18 protein-coding genes and 1 tRNA gene are annotated in these 19,808 nt (G+C 66.7%); 10 read left to right on the top strand and 9 right to left on the bottom strand.

Going from position 1 to position 19,808, the window contains the following annotated elements:
* Positions 1–25: 25 nt before the first annotated feature.
* A complete protein-coding gene (gene folP / locus V5F49_RS13355) occupies positions 26–862 on the top strand; it encodes a dihydropteroate synthase (RefSeq protein ID WP_394117325.1) in 837 nt (278 codons plus the stop codon).
* Positions 863–933: 71 nt separating this feature from the next.
* Positions 934–1,356: a 2-amino-4-hydroxy-6-hydroxymethyldihydropteridine diphosphokinase gene (gene folK, locus V5F49_RS13350; protein ID WP_509210787.1), complete on the top strand. Its 423-nt coding sequence runs from the start codon at positions 934–936 to the stop codon at positions 1,354–1,356.
* Between the two features lie 63 nt (positions 1,357–1,419).
* Here folK and V5F49_RS13345 read toward each other — a convergent pair whose 3' ends face one another.
* On the bottom strand, positions 1,420–1,626 hold the full coding sequence (locus V5F49_RS13345) for a CsbD family protein (protein ID WP_168457651.1): 207 nt from the start codon (positions 1,624–1,626) through the stop codon (positions 1,420–1,422).
* 164 nt (positions 1,627–1,790) lie between these two features.
* Here V5F49_RS13345 and meaB point away from each other — a divergent pair, with 164 nt between their 5' ends.
* Positions 1,791–2,777 carry a methylmalonyl Co-A mutase-associated GTPase MeaB gene (meaB, locus tag V5F49_RS13340; protein WP_394117327.1) on the top strand — a complete coding sequence of 329 codons (987 nt, stop codon included), beginning with the start codon at positions 1,791–1,793 and terminating at the stop codon, positions 2,775–2,777.
* A gap of 176 nt (positions 2,778–2,953) precedes the next feature.
* The gene (locus V5F49_RS13335; RefSeq protein WP_394117328.1) at positions 2,954–3,694 is read left to right on the top strand and encodes a pyroglutamyl-peptidase I family protein; all 741 of its coding nucleotides are present in this window, start codon (positions 2,954–2,956) and stop codon (positions 3,692–3,694) included.
* Here the strand turns inward: V5F49_RS13335 and V5F49_RS13330 are convergent.
* Complete coding sequence (locus V5F49_RS13330) at positions 3,682–5,043, bottom strand: sensor domain-containing diguanylate cyclase (protein WP_394117329.1); 1,362 nt, start codon at positions 5,041–5,043, stop codon at positions 3,682–3,684. The genes V5F49_RS13335 and V5F49_RS13330 overlap by 13 nt on opposite strands.
* A gap of 158 nt (positions 5,044–5,201) precedes the next feature.
* On the opposite strand from V5F49_RS13330, the gene V5F49_RS13325 reads away from it, so the two are divergent.
* The 3 genes from V5F49_RS13325 to V5F49_RS13315 all read left to right on the top strand — a co-directional run bounded on the left by V5F49_RS13325 (position 5,202) and on the right by V5F49_RS13315 (position 8,215).
* Positions 5,202–6,128, top strand: a complete 927-nt coding sequence (locus tag V5F49_RS13325; RefSeq protein ID WP_394117330.1) for a sulfite exporter TauE/SafE family protein — start codon at positions 5,202–5,204, stop codon at positions 6,126–6,128.
* Positions 6,125–6,931 carry a TIGR02186 family protein gene (locus V5F49_RS13320; RefSeq protein ID WP_394117331.1) on the top strand — a complete coding sequence of 269 codons (807 nt, stop codon included), beginning with the start codon at positions 6,125–6,127 and terminating at the stop codon, positions 6,929–6,931. Before V5F49_RS13325 ends, V5F49_RS13320 begins: the two co-directional genes overlap by 4 nt.
* 501 nt (positions 6,932–7,432) lie before the next feature.
* The gene (locus tag V5F49_RS13315) at positions 7,433–8,215 is read left to right on the top strand and encodes an enoyl-CoA hydratase-related protein (RefSeq protein WP_394117332.1); all 783 of its coding nucleotides are present in this window, start codon (positions 7,433–7,435) and stop codon (positions 8,213–8,215) included.
* 231 nt (positions 8,216–8,446) lie between these two features.
* Here V5F49_RS13315 and V5F49_RS13310 read toward each other — a convergent pair whose 3' ends face one another.
* Positions 8,447–8,860 (bottom strand): hypothetical protein, encoded by a 414-nt coding sequence (locus V5F49_RS13310; RefSeq protein WP_394117333.1) that lies wholly within the window; start codon positions 8,858–8,860, stop codon positions 8,447–8,449.
* A 118-nt stretch (positions 8,861–8,978) separates the two neighbouring features.
* Between V5F49_RS13310 and V5F49_RS13305 the strand changes: the two genes are divergently transcribed.
* Positions 8,979–9,053: transfer RNA gene (locus V5F49_RS13305), tRNA-Gln, on the top strand.
* 352 nt (positions 9,054–9,405) lie between these two features.
* Here V5F49_RS13305 and V5F49_RS13300 read toward each other — a convergent pair.
* From V5F49_RS13300 to V5F49_RS13280, 5 genes are all read right to left on the bottom strand, one after another.
* Positions 9,406–10,542: an AAA family ATPase gene (locus tag V5F49_RS13300; RefSeq protein WP_394117334.1), complete on the bottom strand. Its 1,137-nt coding sequence runs from the start codon at positions 10,540–10,542 to the stop codon at positions 9,406–9,408.
* Positions 10,543–10,766: 224 nt separating this feature from the next.
* Positions 10,767–11,345, bottom strand: a complete 579-nt coding sequence (locus V5F49_RS13295) for a recombinase family protein (protein ID WP_394117335.1) — start codon at positions 11,343–11,345, stop codon at positions 10,767–10,769.
* Between the two features lie 483 nt (positions 11,346–11,828).
* A complete protein-coding gene (locus V5F49_RS13290; RefSeq protein ID WP_509210690.1) occupies positions 11,829–13,820 on the bottom strand; it encodes an NACHT domain-containing protein in 1,992 nt (663 codons plus the stop codon).
* Positions 13,821–13,996: 176 nt separating this feature from the next.
* Positions 13,997–14,212: a hypothetical protein gene (locus V5F49_RS13285; protein WP_509210689.1), complete on the bottom strand. Its 216-nt coding sequence runs from the start codon at positions 14,210–14,212 to the stop codon at positions 13,997–13,999.
* Between the two features lie 682 nt (positions 14,213–14,894).
* On the bottom strand, positions 14,895–16,337 hold the full coding sequence (locus V5F49_RS13280) for a tyrosine-type recombinase/integrase (protein WP_394117338.1): 1,443 nt from the start codon (positions 16,335–16,337) through the stop codon (positions 14,895–14,897).
* Between the two features lie 251 nt (positions 16,338–16,588).
* On the opposite strand from V5F49_RS13280, the gene V5F49_RS13275 reads away from it, so the two are divergent.
* Together V5F49_RS13275 and V5F49_RS13270 are read left to right on the top strand one after the other, a co-directional pair.
* Positions 16,589–17,092 carry a CYTH domain-containing protein gene (locus V5F49_RS13275; RefSeq protein ID WP_394117339.1) on the top strand — a complete coding sequence of 168 codons (504 nt, stop codon included), beginning with the start codon at positions 16,589–16,591 and terminating at the stop codon, positions 17,090–17,092.
* Positions 17,093–17,252: 160 nt separating this feature from the next.
* Complete coding sequence (locus tag V5F49_RS13270; protein WP_394117340.1) at positions 17,253–18,257, top strand: MBL fold metallo-hydrolase; 1,005 nt, start codon at positions 17,253–17,255, stop codon at positions 18,255–18,257.
* A 16-nt stretch (positions 18,258–18,273) separates the two neighbouring features.
* On the opposite strand, the gene pap is transcribed toward V5F49_RS13270, so the two are convergent.
* Positions 18,274–19,761 (bottom strand): polyphosphate:AMP phosphotransferase, encoded by a 1,488-nt coding sequence (gene pap, locus V5F49_RS13265; RefSeq protein ID WP_394117341.1) that lies wholly within the window; start codon positions 19,759–19,761, stop codon positions 18,274–18,276.
* Positions 19,762–19,808: the final 47 nt, after the last annotated feature.

Below are 19,808 nucleotides of genomic sequence, written 5' to 3'. Positions count from 1 at the left end.
GGCCCGCGTTCAACCGGCCCGGATCATGCCCGCAGCACCCTCCCGCACCCTTCTCGCCCGTGGCCACGACGTCCCGCTCGGGCCGCGCACCCTCGTCATGGGCATCCTCAACGTGACGCCGGATTCCTTCTCGGACGGCGGCCGCAGCGCCGCGCCGGAGGATGCGCTCGCCAATGCGCGGCGGCTGGTGGCCGAAGGGGCGGACATCCTCGACATCGGCGGCGAATCGACCCGTCCGGGCCACACCCCGGTGCCGGCGGAAGACGAATGGGCACGCATCGCCCCGGTGGTCGGCCCGCTGGCGGCGGAGGCGGGGGTGCCCATCTCCGTCGACACCTACAAGGCCGAGGTGGCACGCCGCGCGCTGGCGGCCGGGGCAGCCATCGTCAACGACGTGTGGGGCTTCGCCCGCGATCCCGACATGGCGCGGGTGGTGGCCGATCACGACGCCGCCGCCGTGGTGATGCACAATCGCGAGAGCGTGGACGAGAGCCTCGACATCATCGCCGACATGCTCGGCTTCTTCGAGCGGGCGCTGGACGCCGCCGACCGCGCCGGCCTGCCGCGGGACCGCATCGTGCTCGACCCCGGCATCGGCTTCGGCAAGACCTTTCCGCAGAACCTTGCCGCCGTGCGCCGGCTGGACGAGCTGCGCGTGCTGGGCCTGCCGCTGCTGCTGGGCACATCGCGCAAGTCGCTGATCGGCAAGGTGATCGACACCACCCCGGCCGAGCGCCTGCCGGGGACCATCGCCTCCAACGTCATCGGCATCATGGCGGGGGTGGAGATCATCCGCGTGCATGACGTCGCGGCCCATGTGCAGGCCGCCCGCGTGGCCGAAGCCATCCGGGACGCATCGTGAGCCAGCCCGACGCCGCGAAGGTCACGGCCTATCTGTGCCTCGGCTCCAACGTGGGCGAGCGGGCGGCGACCATGGACAAGGCGCTGGACCTGATGGCCGGGGCCGGCATCACCGTGATGGCGCGATCCGCCTTCTACGAGACCCCGCCCTGGGGCCCCGTTCCGCAGGGGCCCTACCTCAACCAGGTGGTGGAAGTGGAGACGGCGCTTCCCGCCCGCGCGCTGCTCGCCCTCGCCCTCGATACCGAGCGGCAGCTCGGCCGGGACCGGCCCCACGAGGTGCGTTTCGGCCCGCGGCGCATCGACATCGACATTCTGCTGTTCGGCACCGAGAAGGTGGCGGACCCGGACCTGGAAATTCCCCATCCGCGCCTGCTGGAGCGGGCGTTCGCGCTGGTGCCGCTGACGGAGATCGCTCCCGACATCACCGTCGGCGGGGTGCGGGCTGCGGACGCTCTCGCGCGCCTCGATCGCAGCGGCATCGTGCGGCTCTGACGCGCTCCGGACGCGCGAATGCGCCCCACGCGGCGGACGTGGGGCGCATTCATGAGGAAAGCGTCACATGGTCCTGATGTTGGTCGACCAGGTATCCACCTGGCGCTTCACCTCATCCTTGGCGTAACCGTAGCGCTCCTGCAGCTTGCCTTCGAGAACCTCGCGGTTTCCGTTGATCTCCGTGAGATCATCGTCGGTGAGCTTGCCCCACTGCGCCTTCAGATTGCCGGTGAACTGCTTCCAGTTGCCTTCGATGCGATCCCAGTTCATTGGCTCATCCTCTGCTGTATTTGACAGATGCAGTCAAAACGCCGAGCCGCGATCCCGGTTCCGCACGCGGCGCAGCTGTCCGGGCGGCGCTTTGTCCCCCGCAAGGCATATTCATTTCCTCCGCAAACGCTCTAGAAGCAGACAGGAGCGGAGGGTTCCGGACGATGACGCAGCGGCATGAGGACGACGAGAAGCTGGCGCAGGGCGTCGCCAATGGCGAGCGCGCGGCACTGGCGCGGGCCATCACGCTCGTCGAATCACGCCGCACCGATCACCGCCGCCGGGCGCAGGCGCTGCTGCAATCCCTGCTGCCGCGCACCGGGGGCGCATTCCGCATCGGCATCACCGGCGTGCCGGGGGTGGGCAAGTCCACCACCATCGATGCGCTCGGCACCTTTCTGACCGGTCAGGGCCACAGGGTGGCGGTGCTGGCGGTGGACCCCTCCTCCACCCGCACCGGCGGCTCCATCCTCGGCGACAAGACCCGCATGGCGCGTCTCTCGGTGGACCCGAAGGCCTTCATCCGCCCCTCGCCTTCCGGCGGCACGCTGGGCGGCATCGCCGCCAAGACGCGCGAGACCATGCTCCTGTGCGAGGCTGCCGGGTTCGACGTGGTGCTGGTGGAGACGGTGGGCGTGGGCCAGTCCGAGACCGCCGTCGCCGACCTCACCGATACTTTTCTGGTGCTGATGCTGCCCGGCGCGGGCGACGAACTGCAGGGCATCAAGAAGGGCGTGCTGGAGCTCGCCGACATCGTCGCCGTGAACAAGGCGGACGGCGACAACATCCCCCGTGCCCGCGCCGCCGCCGGTGAATATCGCGCCGCGCTGCACCTGCTCGGCGCCCGCCTGCCCCACTGGTCGCCGCCGGTGCTCACCTATTCCGCGCTGACCGGCGACGGCATCGCCGATGTGTGGGAGCAGGTGGTGCTGCACCGGCAGAAGTGCGAGGCCGCCGGCACCTTCGCCTCCACCCGGCAGGCCCAGCAGGTGCGCTGGATGTGGACCCTCCTCAACGAGCGCCTCGCCGAGCGCGTCACCCACGATCCGGCGGTGAAGGCCCGCCTGCCGGCGCTGGAGCGCGACGTCGCGGCGGGCACCCTCGCGCCGGCGCTGGCGGCGGCGGAAATCGCCGGCCTGATCGGGCTGTGACGCGGCAGGCCTGACGGGACAAGCGCCGCCTGTCCGCCGGGCGGGGCGTTGCGGACCTGTCTCACCCGGGGACCGTCTGGGCCCGCCGGGGCGCATGGCGTGGCGACGGCCCATTGGCGCGTAGGACGGTGCAGGTCGGGAAACCCGGGAAGAGGCGCAGACTGGGAGGCAACGACATGGCTGCTGGCCCGCACGACGCCCGGCCCGAGGGCCATCTGCGCGACGATGCCCCCCTCAGTGGCAGCGCTTTCGCCACGCCCGCGCCGCCAGCTGGCGGCAGGCCGCTGCGGCTCCTCGTCTGCGCGTTCGGTCCGTTTCCGGGGGTTCCGGTGAACCCGTCCGCAACCGTGGCACGCGACCTCGTGCGGCTGAGCCGGCCGGCGCTGGCGGATGCCGAGCTCCATCTGGTGATTCTCCCCACGCGCTGGGACGCGCTCGGGCAGCTCGACGCGCTGCTCGCGAAGCTGCGGCCCGATGGCGTGCTGCTGTTCGGGGTGGCCGCGCGCCGGCGGCGGGTGTGCGTCGAGATGCTGGCGGTCAATGCCGCCCGCCCGGTGCCGGATGCCGCGCACCGCCATCCCGCCTGTCGCCGGCTCGATGCGGCGGGCCCCTCCGTCCTGCGCTCCACGGTGGGGGCCACGGCGCGGGTGGCGGCGCTGACGCGGCGGCGCATTGCCGCCGCGGCGTCGCGGGACGCGGGGAGATATCTCTGCAATGCCAGCTACTTCCATGCCCTGGCCGCGACCAGCGGCCCTGCCGGGGCGGCGCCTCCGGTGCTGTTCGTCCACCTACCGGGGCGGTCGGGACGTCCGGCCGGCGTGAGCCGGCAGGCGCTGGCGCGGGGCGTCTCGGAGCTGCTGGTGGCGCTGGCGGCGGAGGCGCGACGGGCCCACCGGCGCAGGGCTCAGGCGCGCTGAATCTCGATTCGGTCGCGCCCGGCATGCTTGGCGCGGTAGAGCGCGTCATCGGCGAGCCGCACCGCCTCCTCGCTGGTGAGGGCGGAGACCGACCGCACGGCGCACATGCCCATGCTCACGGTCAACGCCTTCAGGCCCGGATCGACCTGCGACCACGGCTCCATGCGCATGGAGCGCCGGATGCTCTGGCCCACGGCCAGCGCCTCCTCCTCCGTCGCGTTGGGCAGGACAATGACGAACTCCTCCCCGCCGAGGCGCGCGGCGAGGTCGCCGGGACGGGTGACGGCGCTGCGGGTGGCCGCGGCGGCGCGCCGGAGGCACTCGTCGCCGGCGGCATGGCCGAACCGGTCGTTGACCGACTTGAAGCGATCGAGATCCACGATGATCACCGCGAGCGGCGCGCCGGAGGCGGCGCAATCCAGCCAGGCGGCGGCGATGGCCTCGTCGAAGCCGCGACGGTTGGCGAGGCCGGTAAGCCCGTCGGTGGCGGCAAGGGCGGAGAGATCGGCGAGCGCGCGCTCCAGCTCGGCGTGCTGGCGCGTCAGCTCCGCCTGCTGGCGCTTCAGCACCGTGATGTCGGAGTGGGTGAAATAACCGATGCCGGACGCCGTGCGCCGGGCGATCACGCGGCGCCAGCGCCCGCCGGGCAGTTCCACCTCGAACGGCGCGCCGGCAAACCGCAGGTTGTCCTGCACGAACCCGTCGCGCCCGTGCGCCGGCTCGCCCGCCCGCGCCCACGCATCGCGCACGACCTGCTGCAGGGTGGAGCCGATGATGGATTGCCCTTCGGGGATGTCATAGAGCACCCGGAACTCGTCGTTGGTGGCGATGATCCGGTCGTGCTGGTCCAGCACCATGGCGCCGTCGGCGATATGGTCCAGAAGGTCGATGGGGAAGGCATCCCACGGCTGGACGGCCGGCTCGCCGCCCGCCTGCGTCTCCGAGCCGTCCAGCCGCTGCCACAGACGCAGGCGCCCGCCCTCCGGCGTCGGCAGGGAGGCGACCCGCAGCCGCCGGCCGCGATGGGTGAAGACGAACGGCCGCGACTGCGCCCGGTGGCGGGCAATGCCCTCCTCCACGTAGCGGTCGAGATGGCGGCGCTCATCCGGTCCGAGGCGGGAATCGTAGAACCGCCGCAGGTTCTCGCGGTAGGGCTCGCCCGCGCTGACCTGCCCGGCGTGTTCGGGGAAGAACCGCAGGAAGCAGTCGTTCCACGCCAGCGTGCGGTCTTCGCCGTCGAACAGGCAAAGCGCGATGTCGAGGGCATCCAGCAGGGTGCCGATAAAACCGTAGGTGGGCAAGGCCGCGGACAGCTGCATCTCGAGATTGCACGCTGGAATTGCAACCATGGAGTCATCCCAGTTTCAAGAACGACCTTTGGTTAAGCGTACCAGCGGTCCCGTCGCAATGGTAGCAGGGAGCCGGTACGGCGCGGCTTCGCCTTTCATCGGCGCCGTGCCAGCCTTATACGCACCCGCAAGGCCTCGCGTTCAGCGAAAGTTCGTCCGTGACCATCTACCTGCCCATCGCCGAGCTTCCCGTCGCCATCTTCTCCATCTTCGCCATGGGGCTGGCGGTGGGCTTCATCTCGGGCATGTTCGGGGTGGGCGGCGGGTTCCTGATGACGCCGCTGCTCATCTTCACCGGGGTGCCCCCGGCGGTGGCGGTGGCGAGCGTGTCGCCCTACATGGCCGCCTCGTCCTTCTCCGGCGCCCTGTCCTACTGGCGCAAGGGCATGGTGGACCTGCCGCTGGCGGGAGTGCTGCTGGCCGGCGGCCTCACCGGCACGGTGGCCGGCGTCCTGCTGTTCCTCTGGCTGCGGGTGATCGGCCAGGTCGACCTGTTCATCCGCATTTCCTATGCGCTGCTGCTCGGCACCGTGGGCAGCCTGATGCTGGTGGAGAGCCTGCGGGCGCTCGCCCGCACCCGGCGCGGACAGCCCCCCATCGTGCGACGGCCGGGCACCCGCGCCTGGTTCATGCGGCTGCCGCTGAAGATCCGCTTCCGCCGCTCGCGCATCTATGTCTCGGCGCTGCCGGTGGTGGTCATCGGCTTCACCATCGGCCTGCTGGGAGCGGTGCTGGGCGTCGGCGGCGGATTCATCCTGGTCCCGGCGCTGATCTATCTGCTGCGCGTGCCGACCCAGACCTCGGTGGGCACCTCGCTCGTCCTGACGCTGGTGACCATGGCCGCAGCCACGGTGCTGCACGCCGAGGCCAACGGCACCGTGGATGCCGTGCTGGCGCTGGTGATGATGATCGGCGGCACCATGGGCGCCCAGTTCGGCGCCCGCACCGGGCAGATCCTGAAGGCGGAGCAGCTGCGCCTGCTGCTGGGCATCCTCGTGCTCTCGGTGGCGGCACGGGTGGGCGTGGACCTCGTGAGCCGCCCTGCCGACACCTTCGCCGTCACCATGCAGGAGACGCCGCGATGAGCCCGCGCCGCATCCGCGCGGCGGCGCCCCCTCGGGCATGCCGCCTTGCCGCCGGGATGCTGCTGGCCGGCATGGCGGCGCTGCCGGGCGCCAGGCCGGCCGGGGCGGAGCGCCTGGTGCTTTCGGTCTCGCAGCCGCAGGTGCGCATCACCTCGTCCTTCACCGGCGCCGACCTGGTGGTGTTCGGCGTCGCTGAGGGCGCGGACGATCGGCCGGTGGATGTGGTGGTGACGGTGCGCGGGCCGGCGGAGACCTTCACCACCTGGCGCAAGTCGCGGGTGCTCGGCCTGTGGGTCAACACCGACAGCCGCACCTTCATGGAGGTCCCCGCCTTCCTGGCCGTGCTGACGAGCCGGCCCGCGGAGGCCATGGCCAGCCCCGAGACGCTGCGCCTCGAGCAGATCGGCCTCAGCCGGAACATCCTGCTGCAGCGGGTGGGACCCGATTTCGCCGACGTGGTGCCCTCCGACCCGTTTCGCGCCGCCTTCGTGCGGATCCAGGGGCAGCAGGGGCTTTATCGCGAGGACCCGGCCGGCGTCACCTTCCTGGCGCCGCGGGTGTTCCGCGCCGAGGTGAGCATTCCCGGCATCGCACCGCTCGGACGCTACACAGTTTCAGCCAAGGTGCTGCAGGACGGGGTACTGGTTGCGTCCCAGTTGTCGGCGTTCGACGTGCAGAAGACAGGATTCGAGCAGAAGATCGCAGAATTATCCCAGCGTGATGGGTTGCTGTACGGTCTCGTGGTTGCACTCGGCAGTCTCGTGGTCGGCTTTTTTGGCAACCTCCTGTTCCGGAGGGAATGAAAAGCGAAGAGGAGCGCGTGAGCCGGCAAGGCCACACAACCTTGGCTGGCCGCAACTTACGCGGACGCGGTTACCAATCCGCGGGGATTTTCGCATTAATGCGCCACTTTTTTCTTGAAACTGCTTTGTTCCGGGATCAGACAGGAGCGGAGGCCAATCATTCACGTCTGGGTGAAGCGCTGTTCACGCAGTCGCGCGACCACGGCAGAAGCTCAGCTTCGGGTGCCAAGCCCTGACCGGCGCCCGTAGGGACCGGGGTGGCGCGCCTAGCGCCGCCCCGGAACCCTGCACGGTGACCACGCCCCTGCCCGCCCATCGCCACACCCTGCCGGCTTCGGGCCCCGCGCGCAGGGCCGCGCTTTGCCGAAGCGGCCGGCGCTCCGCCCAAAGTCGGCCCGCTTTCCCTCCCGCTCCCGCACGCGGCGGCTTCCCTCCACGGCAGGTTCCGCCTACAGACGACGGAAGGGGGCGGCGATGGCGCCGCAGAGCTCGGAGGCAAGCGTGGCCGGCAGCATCGCCATTTCCGTCGAGGGCGGGATCGCCCGTCTCGTTCTGACCAATCCGGAACGGCGCAACGCCATCTCCAGCGCCATGTGGCGCGCCCTGAGCGCGTTCGCGCACGACGCGGCCAAGCGCGGCGATATCCGCGTCGCGGTGCTGCGGGGCGAGGGCGATCTTGCCTTCTCCGGCGGCGCCGACATCTCCGATTTCGACACCGCCCGCTCCGATGCCTCCGGCGCCCAGAGCTATGACGATCTGGTGGAGAGCGCCTGCTCCGCCATCGAGGGCCTCGCCTTCCCAACCATCGCGCTGATCCGGGGCGCCTGCGTGGGCGCGGGCGCGGCGCTGGCGACAAGCTGCGACATGCGGATCGCAGCGGACGACGCCTTCTTCGCCATCCCCGCCGCGCGCCTCGGCCTCGGCTATGATCCGCGCGGCATGGGCCGGGTGCTGCGGGTGTTCGGCAGCCAGGGCGCGCGCCACCTGTTCTTCACCGCCGAGCGGCTCACCGCCGAACGGGCCTTCGCCATCGGCGCGGTGGACAGCCTCGTGCCAGCCGCCGAAGCCGAAGCCGCGGCCGAGCGCACGCTGGCCCGCATCGCCGAGAATGCGCCGCTCACCCTGAAGGCGGCGAAGCTCGCCATCCGCGCCGCCGAGGGCGGGGCCCAGGCGCTGCTCGCCGACGCCCGCCGCGCCACCACCCTGGCCAACGGCAGCGCGGACTATCGCGAGGGCCGTCTCGCCTTCGCCGAGAAGCGCGCGCCCCGCTTCACCGGCAGCTGAGCACCCGACGACGCCCCGGGGGTTTTCGCCCGAAAGTCCCGCAGTCGCACCCGCCGCGCGACGCGGCGGCGGCGCGGTCCTGGGCGGGAGCGGCGGCCCCGCAGCCGTGCCTGGGCGCAGCTCCAGCCCGCCCATCGCCCGCCCGGAGCCGGACGGGATCGCCACGACCGACCCCTCCGGCGGCATTCGTTCGGTGAAGCCGCACGCCCACTGCTCGCCGGCGGCAGCCGGCTATTTCCCCTGGGCCTTGAGACGCTTGTTGCAGGCGCTCCAGAACTTGGGCCAGGTCTGGCCGGCCGGCACCTTCCCGGCCTCCTTGGCGGCGCGCCATTCGGCGCCGCAGGCCGTCTGCCGCGCGTGCAGCGCGGTCTCCGCCGCCGTGGGCTTCTTCGCATTCGAGGGCGCCGCCGCACCCGGCGTCGGGGCGCCCCGCGCCGAAGTGGACGATGTCGGCGCGGCAGCTGGCGCGCCGGTGGCAGGCGCCGCTGTCGCGGGGGCGGTGCTGGCAGGCGCGGCGGCGCCGGGTTTGGCGGGCGCGGTGCTCTGGGCGAGGGCCGGAGCCCCCGGGATCAGACCAGCGAGCGCAATGCAGAAAGCAGCATGTCGCAAGGTCATCGAACGGCTCTCCCCAAAAAGGCCGAGCATGGCGCGGCTTGCCGGAGAGAGTGCCAGAGCGTCCGGTCCGAGTTCAACCCGTCACCAAACGGCACTCTGCGCCTGGTTGGACAGAAGCCCGGCGCGCCGCTATATGGACCGCCGCCGTTGGGGCGTAGCCAAGTGGTAAGGCAGGGGATTTTGATTCCCCCATTCCCTGGTTCGAATCCAGGCGCCCCAGCCACTTTCCAGTTTTCCTTATAAATCAATGACTTATAATGGACTCCGCCCCTCGTTCTAGTACATCATTCTAGTACAATTCACGTAAATTTACGGGCAATAGGCGAGGGCGTCTTGCGACTCTGAGCGCACGCGCGTCTGCCATTCAGTCGGAGCCATCGTGCGCGCGACTATCAATCGGACCAAAAAACAGGGGCGCGGATCGCCCCGCCCAGCGCAAACGCGCCACGCGAGGGGTCCACGCCCCGGTTTCGAGTTTCGTTTCACCTAGACGAGGAAACAGGGAAACGGAGGCGCGCCCCCCAAATTCCCCTGCTGAAGGGAGCTACGCTCTCCCTCGGCACCCCAATGGCCCCTCAATAGTCGTCGGTGCTGGCCTGCTCCTCCTCGATCGTATCCAGATCGTCCCCGACGCCCTCCTCCCTGAGACGCCGCGCCTTGGCAAAGCAGTCCTTCAGATCCTCGCGGCTGATGAGCTTCCGCTCCACGGCGGTGGCGAGATGCTTGCTCACGGTGCCCTTCGCCAATCCGAGATGCACGGCGACCTCCGACTGACTGACGAACCGCAGCGACCTCACGCAGTGCAGGGCCGCGTTGTCGGCATCCAGATCGACCTCTTCGTCGATCTCCCAGCCGGCCTCCGTCAGCGACCACAGACGAGGAAGCAGCTGCTCATCCTTCTTCTGCCTGAACTTCCCGAAGTGCGGGGAGAAGCAGGCAGCGCCCATCCGCTCGATCTTCGGCTTCCGCAACTCCAGCACGACCTCGAAGGTGACTTCGATGGAGGCGCTACCACGCAGAGCGTTCCCATCCTTCCGCGCGTGGTGGATGAGGATGGTGGTGAGCCCCGCCTGCTTCGTCTGCAACAGGAACCGCTGGATCTTCTTGAACGCGTGCGCAGCGTTCTCATCCTCCAACTGCTCGCTGAGCGTGGTGAAGTTGTCGAGGATCAACACCTCGGCGCCAAGCGTATCGCAAGCACGAAGGATGCTGTCGCGGCCCTCCTCGGTCGTGAGGTCGAAAAAGACCGCATCGCGTGGCTGAGCCTGACGGCTGAAGAAGACGAGGTTGGTGTCCAACAGGTCCGGTGCACCAAGGGTCACGGCGCCGGTGGTTTTCAGCATGTCGACTCGGTCGCGGACATCCTGAAGGTGCATCTCGCCATCGATATAGACCACCTTGCTCGGCTTCTCGGCCCTCCATCCGCCGACACTGCCGCCCGTCGCCATGGCCATCGCCATGCTCAGGCTCAACATGGTCTTGCCGACACCGGAAGCTGCCCAGATCAGGGCCGTCTCTCCTTCCCGAAGCCAAGGATCGACAACGAACCGACGCGGCGGGAACGACTTGAGCAGAAGGGCGCCTGCCGTGATTGCCTCTAGACCGGCAATCTTTCGCAAGTGCAAGGGCGGCGGCGGGGACGGCGGACACCAAGGTACGAGAGCAGTGCAAGAGACGTTGACAGGGATTGCAGCAGGTTCGTTATCGAGCATGGGGGTTCACCTGCGCACGGCGTCGGGCTGCCCATGTGCTGGCAAATCCGCAACGTGCGCCGTTTGGGTTGACGGGGGCCGCGAGCGGTCGCGCGCGCGATGCTGGGCAGTAGGGTCGACAAAATCTCCGATTGCGCCCAACCAACAGCACACGCGACACGCACGTCTGGCAGTAGGAGGCAAAAAACCCCTCCGCCGCCCGCGCAGCCCGCCAATGCCGTCGCTCAACCCATGGCGGCGCCCTGTCCCTGAACGATCCGGTAGACACTCCCCCGGCCGATCCCGACAGCCGCAGCGATCTCCGTGGGCGTCTTCCCTTCTCGGTGGAGCCGCAGCACCTCTTCCGACTTCGCCCGCGCGGTGGGCTTGCGACCGAGGTATTTCCCCTCTGCCTTCGCCTTGGCGATACCCTCCCTCTGCCGCTCCAGCATCATCTCACGCTCGAACTGCGCGAAACCTGCAAAGATGGTGAGGATCAAGCGTCCGGTCGCGCTCTTGGTGTCCACCACCTCGCCACCGAGGTTCAGCACCCGGAGACCCACGCCCTTCCCGTCGAGGTCGCGGACGATCTCCCACAGGTGGATGGTGGAACGCGCAAGCCTGTCAATCTTGGTGATGACGAGGGTGTCGCCTTCCCGCACGAACTCCAGGGCCTGCTTCAGCCTGTCCCTCTCGCCGACCGAGGACACATGCTCCGCAAACACCTTGCCGCAGCCCGCCGCATCAAGGTCGCGGCGCTGGGCTTCAAGCCCGGCCTCCTGTTCGGTGGTGGAGGTCCGTGCGTAACCGACCAACATCCCCATGTGCTCTGTCTCCCGACCTTCGGTGTCCAAAAGGTCTAGAGATGAGAGTCGGGACTGTCCAAAATGTCAAGCCCTATCCTATTGGACACAATCGCGAGCGTCACCGGACGCGTCCGCATGGGCGGGGTCTATTGGACCATGGGATTTGGCTCAAGGACGCCCCCGTGAGGCGTAGATCGAAACTACCGCCTTCCCATACTGAGGGGGCGAAGGGGGGCTGCTGATTGCGGCGCGGGGGGACCAGTGTCGCCGCAAATCAGACTGAATTTTTGAACCCAGCAAGGCCGCCGGAGAGCACCATCGAGCATCGTGGCTCAAGGTCATCACGCCATCAAATGACTTGGAAAAGCCAATATTTGGCCCCCTGAAGTTAATCGATCCAAATATCACACAACTAAACGCCCAGGCTAGATGATAAAACCATGGATACCAGACACGTCCCACTCCTTGGTCGATTGATACAGGCAACAAACTTGTCAACGACTAAGTCGTTAATATGCGATATAGATCTGCATTTTTCAACAGCTCCTCGTTCTGGCGGAAGTGCACAAAGACGGATGGCGCCCCGGAAGCAGGACGGGACTGAACGGATATTAGACCTAGCTCAAACAAGGCATTATATACTGAAGCCCAATCGGGGTGTGTGATAATCCGTCTTCCAGGCGGATCCGCTTCATCAATGTTAGCGCGCAGCCAAAATGTTCTGTACCTCTCAATTCGGCCCAGGAGATCAGCAAGGCCCTCCGGCCAATCAAATTCTCCTGGCTTCTGTTGGTCCCCGTCTGGCGAAAGGATCTCTCTGATGTGACTTTTATTTGCCGTCGTCCCTCTAGGATGGACGAGTATCTGCGGTAATGGCATAAATTCGGGAAGCAGCGTTTGCCGATCAATTTCGAGCGTGTTGATATGAACTCCATCCTCAAATATTACTCGACTAAGGTCCGCGCTCGCAGCGTGTAAGATGCTGATAGTCGTATCTCGAATGGCAATTCCGTTGGGCGCCGCAAATGGGAAATGCATCTCGTTGATCCCGATACCCTGTATCCGCAGATCCGCATTCTCAGGCGCAGTCGCACAAGCAGCCGCAACGCCAAGTACCGCAAGATTTGTATTGGTACGGTCACGCGAGGGCTTGGCTAGGTTCACCCGAACTGCCGACAGAAAGCGCCCAGCCTCTTCCTCTCGCCCCATTGCCACATTGGCAAAGACTTCCAGGGCTTCGCGGCCAAAAAGGTTACGTCGCACATACCGGGGGATCTCACCATCGCCCACCGACCGCAGGGCTTCGCGCGCGAGAAAGTGCTGCAGCAATTGTTCGTGGGCAAAACGAACATGACCTGCACGAAGGTCATTGGCTAGAAATACCACAGTCCGAGCGCGCTGAACGACAGCTGCCACCTGATCGTCAGGCAACAGGCCGTACGCAGCGACCGCCGCAAGTAGGTCAAGAGCGTCCTCAGAAATTGCCTCGGATTGATTTTCAGCCAAATCGCGGGCCAGCTCTTCCAAATAACGCCCGACGTAGATTTGGTATTTGCTGGCTGCCTCGCTCCCGTTCGGGGGATCGAGAACTTCAACAAATTTCTGAGCCTCCCTCTCCGTCATAATATCAACTAGATAGCTCAATAGGTCGGGAGCGGGCAGGGCTTTGCTCGACAGCGCATCGGGCTCTCGCGCGATCACATCAAGGAAGAAAGGACGGAGGGCATAGGAGCCTTCGTCGAAGATTGGCTCAACAAACTCCCCACTCAGCAGTTCACGGCTCCAGCCTTTCTGACGGAGCAGCCAATCCCGCGCCGCGCTCGGGTCCGGGTCGCCAATGGAAAGGGCCGCGAGCCTGTCGCGAGTGCCATCGAAGGACTTCAGCTGCCGCTGTATTAAGTCCGTCGACACGAACGTTTCTCGTCCGGCAAGGATAAATGCCGCCCGACCACGAACACCACCTATGATATTATTCAGTCCGCTCCAAGCCGTTTCGAAACCATTCGGATCGGAAAGCTCATCAAATCCATCAATAGCTAGAATAATCATCCCATGGCGCATCAGAGATAGCAATTGATTTATAGTCAGATTTGACCTGACATCTTGCAAGGCAAATGCAATTAAGTCTGAAATGTTTTGGAGGACGCGCCCGCGGCTCGCAATCTGAAGGATTAAAGGAACCGATCCGTCGTATCTCTCGGCACGCAGGAGAGCTGCCTCACGGACGATAGTCGTTTTTCCGACGCCCGCAGGGCCATCGATTAGAAGAAGGTCCGTTCCATCTGGACTCTGAGATTGCTGTTGTTTACTTAACCACAGACTAAGCTCGGTCCACGGATCTTCATCCGTTGAAAAAATAGAACAGCTTCCAACGATAGACTGTATTTGACTTTTGACAGGGACGGGACGCCCCTCAATACGTTCAGGAGAGAGCAGAACCGTCTGATTTTTTGCAATCCTTCGAAGGTCAGCAAACTCGGCGTCCGAGAGCACGGCACTGGCATTGGCGTAGCACTGGATGTCACCGTCCGAGGTCGTAACGGCGTAACCAGAACCCTGCCTCTCGATCTGAATTCGACTACCGTTCCGTGTCAAAAGGAAGCGATCGCCATCTATCGCGATCGATGTCCCTAGGTCTGCGAATGGTGCGAGGTCCTCGTGAGAAAGGCTTAGCGACGACATATTAATTCCGTCATCATCGGGTTGCTATTGTTAATACCACCACGAGCAAGGAAAATCACACGGCGATTTGTGCCATGCAGCAGCCCTTCCGCGGTGAGAACGCCCGGGACAAGATCTGCATCTTGGCCCACGACAACAAGCCAGCTGCCATCATCCTCGAAAGCAAGATAGAGCAGATCAGAAACCAAAGCCGTATCCACCATTTTCTCCCCAAGGACTCCGGCTGGATTTTTTTGAAAAGTGCTAGGCAGGTGATGATCCCGACGCACCCCACAGAGCCTAACATCCCTCGCGCCCAAAAGTCGATCTCCGAACTCCAACTCCCTCAATACTTGAGATGGACGCGGAGAATACTCGCTAAGCCCGCGGTCCTCAGGGTTGTCCGGATTATAAACTCTTGCAGCCTCCAACGCCATTCGTCGCCCTGTCGGTTGAAAGCCCTTGCGCCAACCGTGGTAGACTCGCAAAAATAGGAAAAATGCCTCGTCTTTTGCCTCGCCATGAAGCCACTTGCCGACACGACGGCAGATTATCTTAAGCGCTCGGCGGGCAACCTCAGCTCCTTCGCCGCCACCAGCACGCGACAATGCTCGAAGCTCGCTATTCCAATCAATGAGAACGTGGACGGGCCTAGGTCGCAAAGCCATTCTACCTACTTGCCCCCCGACTCACGAGCACAGGCCACCCACACGCCAAGCAATTGAGGCGGCCTTCACTTTATAGAACACGCGACGCTTGCCGCAAGCAGGACGCCACCCTAAAATCAAGATGTCACACTTTGCATGGAGAAGCCGACACGGCTCTCTCCAAGCATGGTCGCCCATCAGTCCGCTAGCTTCCGGGCGCGCAAACTTAAAATATTCGGATCGGTCGGAAATTCCTCGCTCAAGGCCCGCTGGGCAACCTCAGCAACTCCACCAGCCCCTGCTTCTGCTCGATCCTGAGCCCGTTCGGCGAATACACTCCGTAGGTCATGCCGGGCTTCTTGTGGCCGATGATCTGAGCCGCCTCCGTCTCGGCGATGCGGTGGCGTTCGAATGCCTGGGCGACGTTCTTGCGGAAGCCGTGGAAGGTGGAGCGCTGCTCGGCCGTGAGTGAACCGGCCTTGACCGCTGCGAGCGTGACCCGCCCGAACTTCTTGCCGATGTTCCACCCGCGCTTCTTATCGGGGCCACCCGGCACTAGATTGGGGAACAGGAAGCCGGACCGGGGGCACAGGTCGAGGAAGGGGGCCAAGGCGCTATGGACTGGCACGACGCGAACGCTGCTTTCCGTCTTGCCCTCGGGAATGTCGAAATAGGTCACGCCCTCCGCCGTTTGCACGTCCGCCCATTCCAGCGAGCAAATCTCGTTCAGGCGCATTCCTGACAGCAGGGCGATGCGGGGGAGCCAATACAGAGGGTTTGGCTTGCCCTCGCTCCCAGGGTTCGACTGCAAGCTCAGCACCACCTTCAGCGCCTCGTCTGTCCACGGGGCGTGGGCGTTTCTCCGGGTTTTCACCTTGGTCCAGTGGCCGGAGAAGGGGTTCTTGCCCGACACCTCCCCCCTGCTGTCCGCCCACTCCCACAACCCGTTCAACGAAGAGACGTAGCGGTTCAGGGTCCGGCTGCTGAGCACCTTGCCGCCCGCCTTCGCATAGGAGGCGAGCAACTGATCGAGGGTCCGCCCTTTCGTGTCCGGCGACCGGCCCCAGTTAGGGTCAAGCCGCTTCACCTTGTCGAAGAAGGCGGCGACCACCTTGCCCTTCACTGTGGCGAGGGGCTTGTTGTCGATGTGGTCCCGAAACAGGCGAAAGACGGCTTCCATCTGGGAGATGGTTTGCATGGTCCGACGGTTCGCCGTGTCCCGCTGAATGTCGGCGATGTAGCGTGCGGAAAGATCAGAGAACGGCGCGCGAAACTCGGCAGACGCCTCCACCTCGCCCGCCCGCGCCGCTTTGATCGCTTCCAGCGCAGCCGCCACCTCCGGATGGACCTCCTCCGGATCGGTCTCGCTCAGTTCGCCCACGCCGAGACGGCGCGCCTCGGGATCGGCATAGCCATCCCAGAGGAGGTCCAGTTGTTCGTCCAGATCGGCGGGATCGCGGAACTTCTGCTTGAGCCAGCTGATGCGCTGGACCACCTCCTCAAAGACGACATGGGGAGGCTGTGTCTCCACCTCCGACGCCCGGAGCAGGTCGAACTGCCGCTTCCAATGAGCCGCCCTTTCAAGCGCCAGATGCTGAGCCAGACGCCTGTCGGCCGTCTTCAGGTTCTCGGCAACCATCTTCTTCCCGACAGCGGGCTGCACCGCCACGGGGACCGCGATCTGAAACCACCAGACGTTCACCCTACGCTTCAGCCAACCCGCCCTTGGCGCCATTTCGTACCACCACAGCCCTTCGTTCTAGTACATCATTCTAGTACATCGGTGGGTCATAACCAACTGATCTTATTGATCTGAAACGACAAGGGAGCGCGACGGCTGGGGATCCAGGCGCCCCAGCCATCGCTTTCCACATCAGGCTCTTGACCCGCGGCGCAGACCGCGCTCCCTTCCGCGGCGTCGCGGCAGCTGTCGTGCGGCGCGGGACGGATCGGATGGGTCTGGAGATCGAGCGCAAGTTCAAGGTCGTCAGCGACGCCTGGCGGCCGCAGGTGACGCGCAGCGAGCGGCTGCGTGACGGCCTCATCGCGCGGCGGGACGGCACCAAGATCCGCGTGCGCATCGGCGAGCAGCGCGCCACCCTGGCGGTGAAATCCAAGCGCGTCGGCCGGGTGCGGGCCGAGTACGAGTATGAGATCCCGCGCGCGGATGCCGAGCGGATGATGGACCATTACTGCGACCACGTGCTCGAGAAGACGCGCTTCTTCGTGCCGCACGCCGGCTTCATCTGGGAGGTGGACGTCTATGACGGCCTGCTGGAGGGGGTGATCCTGGCCGAGGTGGAGATCGAGCGCTACGACGTCAACGTGCCCCTGCCGGACTGGGTCGGCGAGGAGGTGACGTACGAAGCCGAGTTCCACAAGGGCGTCATGGTCGCGACCCGCCTCGCCGATGCGGAAACGACCCCGGCGGAAGGACCGTCGGTCGAACGCGCGTGACGACGGGCGACGGCGCGTGCAGGCCACCGCCCGGCCGGCCCTGGCCGGAGCCAAGCCGGGGCAGCGCCACGTTCCCGCCGTGTCCGCGCGGCAGGAAGGCGCAAGGGCCCGGCCCCGCCCGCCGACCGCCGGCCGCCTGCCGCCCGACCACAGGACCCGAATGCCCCGCCTCCTCGCGCCCCGCCCCTATCACCTCGGCCCGCCGACCGACCATTTCGACGGCCGCCGCTTCTTCAATCCGGACCATCCCTCCACCGACAAGACCGCCGCCGACCTGATGCGCTGGCGCCGGAGCAAGGTGCAGCGCGGCGTCTGGCCGTCCGATCCGCCGATGCACGCGCGCGTCGACACGCCCCCCGCGCATGTCGGCGAGGGCATCCGCGCCACCATGGTCGGGCACGCCAGCGTGCTGATCCAGGTGGCGGGGCTCAACATCCTGACCGACCCGGTATGGTCGGAACGGGCGAGCCCGCTGCCGTTCGCCGGCCCCAAGCGCTTCACGCCGCCGGGCATCGCCTTCGAGGACCTGCCGCCGATCCACTGGGTGCTGCTCTCGCACAATCACTACGACCACCTCGACCTGCCGACCCTGCGCCGGCTCGGCCGCACCCACGCGCCACGGGTGCTGACGCCGCTCGGCAACGAGGTGGTGCTGCGCGGCGCCGGGCCGGGGCTCCAGGTGACCACGGGCGACTGGGGCGAGGGCTTCGACCTCGGCGCCGGAGTGGAGGCAATCATCCATCCCGCCAACCACTGGTCGGCGCGGGGCGTGCGCGATCGCCGCTTCGCCCTGTGGGGCGGCTTTCTTCTGCGCACGCCGGCAGGACTGATCTATTTCGCCGGAGATACCGGCTATGGCACCGGCGCCATCTTCCGCGCGGTGCGGCGCGACTTCGGCCCGCCGCGCCTCGCCTTCATCCCCATCGGCGCCTATGAGCCGCGCTGGTTCATGGCGCCCCAGCACACCAATCCGGAGGAGGCGGTGCGCATCCTGGAGGACACCGGCGCGGAGCAGGCGCTCGGCATCCACTGGGGCACCTTCCGCCTCACCGACGAGGCGCAGGATGCCCCGCCCCGCGCGCTGGCGCAGGCGCTCGCCTCGGCCGGCATCGCGGCGACGCGCTTCCGCGCGTTCCATCCCGGCGAGGTGTGGGGGGCGGAGTGAACGCGGGGGGACGGGCTCACCCCAGCGCCGCCTCCAGCCGGTCGGCGATGGTGGTGAGCACCTTCACCCGGGCGAAGTGCTTGTCCTCCGCCTCCACCAGCGTCCACGGCGCCTCGCGGGTGGAGGTGCGGTCCACCATCTCGGTCACCGCGGCCTCGTAGAGCGGCCATTTCTCGCGGTTGCGCCAGTCCTCCGGCGTCAGCTTGAAGCGCTTGTAGGCGATGGTCTCGCGCTCCTCGAAGCGGCGGGCCTGCTCGGCCTCGCTGATGGCCAGCCAGAATTTCACCACCACATAGCCCGCGCGCGAGAGCTGGGCCTCGAAATCGTTGATCTCGCCGTAGGCGCGGCCCCAGTCGTCCGGACCGCACAGGCCCTCCACCCGCTCCACCAGCACCCGGCCGTACCACGAGCGGTCAAAGATGACCGTGCGCCCATGGGCGGGGATGTGCCGCCAGAAGCGCCACAGATAGGGCCGCGCGCGCTCCTCGTCGGTGGGGGCGGCGATGGGATGCACGCGGAAGCGCCGCGGGTCCAGCGCGCGGCGCAGGCGCATGATGGTGGAGCTCTTGCCGGCCGCGTCCGAGCCCTCGAACGCCACCACCAGCCCGGCGCGGCGGAAGGCATCCGAATTGGTGAGGCGGGTGATGCGGCTCTGCGCCTCGGCAAGGCGCGTGTCGTACTCCTCCTCCGGCAGGCTCTTCGTCAGGTCGAGGGTGGAGAGGATGGAGAAGGGCGGCAAAGGGCCGGGCACTCGGGTCGGGTTGGGCGCGAGCGGCTGGGAGGCCGGCTCCGGCTCCTGCCCCATGGCGCGCAGCTTCTCCAGCAGCAAGCTGCCGGCCATGGCGTCGCGATACTCGCCGTCGGCGGCCGGCACCACGTGCCAGGGCGCGATCTCCGTGGAGGTGGCGCGGGCCGCGTCCTCGCTGGCGAGCGCGAGGCGCTTGCGCGCGCCGTTGCCCTCGAGCTCGGCCCATTCGCGCACCACCGGGCGCTCGGCCTCGCCCTTGCTCAGGCCCTTGAGGCGGGCGCGCGCCTCGTCCGCATCGAGATAAAGCCAGATCTTGAGGAGGCTCACGCCTTCCGCGTGGAGCATGGCCTCGAACCGCTGGATCTCCTGAAGGGCGGCGAGGAACTGCCCCCGTCCGATCTCCCCCAGCGCGCGGCGGCAGAGGGGCGCGTGGTACCACGAGCCGAGCATGATGCCGATCTGCCCGAACGGGGGCAGCTCGCGCCAGTACTTCCAGTAGGGCGGGCGGTCCTCCTCGGCGCAGGGCATGTCGAAGGTCAGCGTCTGCAGCTTGCGCACGTCGAGCCAGCCGTACAGACGGTTGAGGACGGCGCCCTTGCCGGCGCCGTCGGGGCCGTGGATCAGCACGATGAGGCTGCGGCGCTTCTGGTCGATCAGCTGGAACTGGGCGTTCAGCAGATCCTCGCGCAGGCTGGGCTCCAGGGCCTTGAAGGCGGCCTTGTCCAGCCGGTGCTCAAACTGGGCCGATTCGAACATGCCGCGCTCCTCCCGCCGGATGTGCCGGCGGGCAGCGTGGCCGAGCC

Origin of the sequence: Xanthobacter lutulentifluminis (assembly GCF_043194675.2) — a bacterium.
Taxonomy (GTDB): Bacteria; Pseudomonadota; Alphaproteobacteria; order Rhizobiales; family Xanthobacteraceae; genus Xanthobacter.
Note: the sequence above shows the minus strand (reverse complement) of the source record. Positions and strands in the feature narration are given on the sequence as shown.

What these genes read in the sequence shown, in the direction of transcription:
- V5F49_RS13300 (WP_394117334.1), bottom strand. Translation starts at nt 10,542, where the DNA reads ATGCTCGATAACGAACCTGCTGCAATCCCTGTCAACGTCTCTTGCACT.
- V5F49_RS13285 (WP_509210689.1), bottom strand. Translation starts at nt 14,212, where the DNA reads ATGGTGGATACGGCTTTGGTTTCTGATCTGCTCTATCTTGCTTTCGAG.
- V5F49_RS13345 (WP_168457651.1), bottom strand. Translation starts at nt 1,626, where the DNA reads ATGAACTGGGATCGCATCGAAGGCAACTGGAAGCAGTTCACCGGCAAT.
- V5F49_RS13275 (WP_394117339.1), top strand. Translation starts at nt 16,589, where the DNA reads ATGGGTCTGGAGATCGAGCGCAAGTTCAAGGTCGTCAGCGACGCCTGG.
- V5F49_RS13270 (WP_394117340.1), top strand. Translation starts at nt 17,253, where the DNA reads ATGCCCCGCCTCCTCGCGCCCCGCCCCTATCACCTCGGCCCGCCGACC.
- V5F49_RS13330 (WP_394117329.1), bottom strand. Translation starts at nt 5,043, where the DNA reads ATGGTTGCAATTCCAGCGTGCAATCTCGAGATGCAGCTGTCCGCGGCC.
- V5F49_RS13335 (WP_394117328.1), top strand. Translation starts at nt 2,954, where the DNA reads ATGGCTGCTGGCCCGCACGACGCCCGGCCCGAGGGCCATCTGCGCGAC.
- meaB (WP_394117327.1), top strand. Translation starts at nt 1,791, where the DNA reads ATGACGCAGCGGCATGAGGACGACGAGAAGCTGGCGCAGGGCGTCGCC.
- V5F49_RS13310 (WP_394117333.1), bottom strand. Translation starts at nt 8,860, where the DNA reads ATGCTCGGCCTTTTTGGGGAGAGCCGTTCGATGACCTTGCGACATGCT.
- V5F49_RS13320 (WP_394117331.1), top strand. Translation starts at nt 6,125, where the DNA reads ATGAGCCCGCGCCGCATCCGCGCGGCGGCGCCCCCTCGGGCATGCCGC.
- V5F49_RS13295 (WP_394117335.1), bottom strand. Translation starts at nt 11,345, where the DNA reads ATGGGGATGTTGGTCGGTTACGCACGGACCTCCACCACCGAACAGGAG.
- pap (WP_394117341.1), bottom strand. Translation starts at nt 19,761, where the DNA reads ATGTTCGAATCGGCCCAGTTTGAGCACCGGCTGGACAAGGCCGCCTTC.
- folK (WP_509210787.1), top strand. Translation starts at nt 934, where the DNA reads ATGGACAAGGCGCTGGACCTGATGGCCGGGGCCGGCATCACCGTGATG.
- folP (WP_394117325.1), top strand. Translation starts at nt 26, where the DNA reads ATGCCCGCAGCACCCTCCCGCACCCTTCTCGCCCGTGGCCACGACGTC.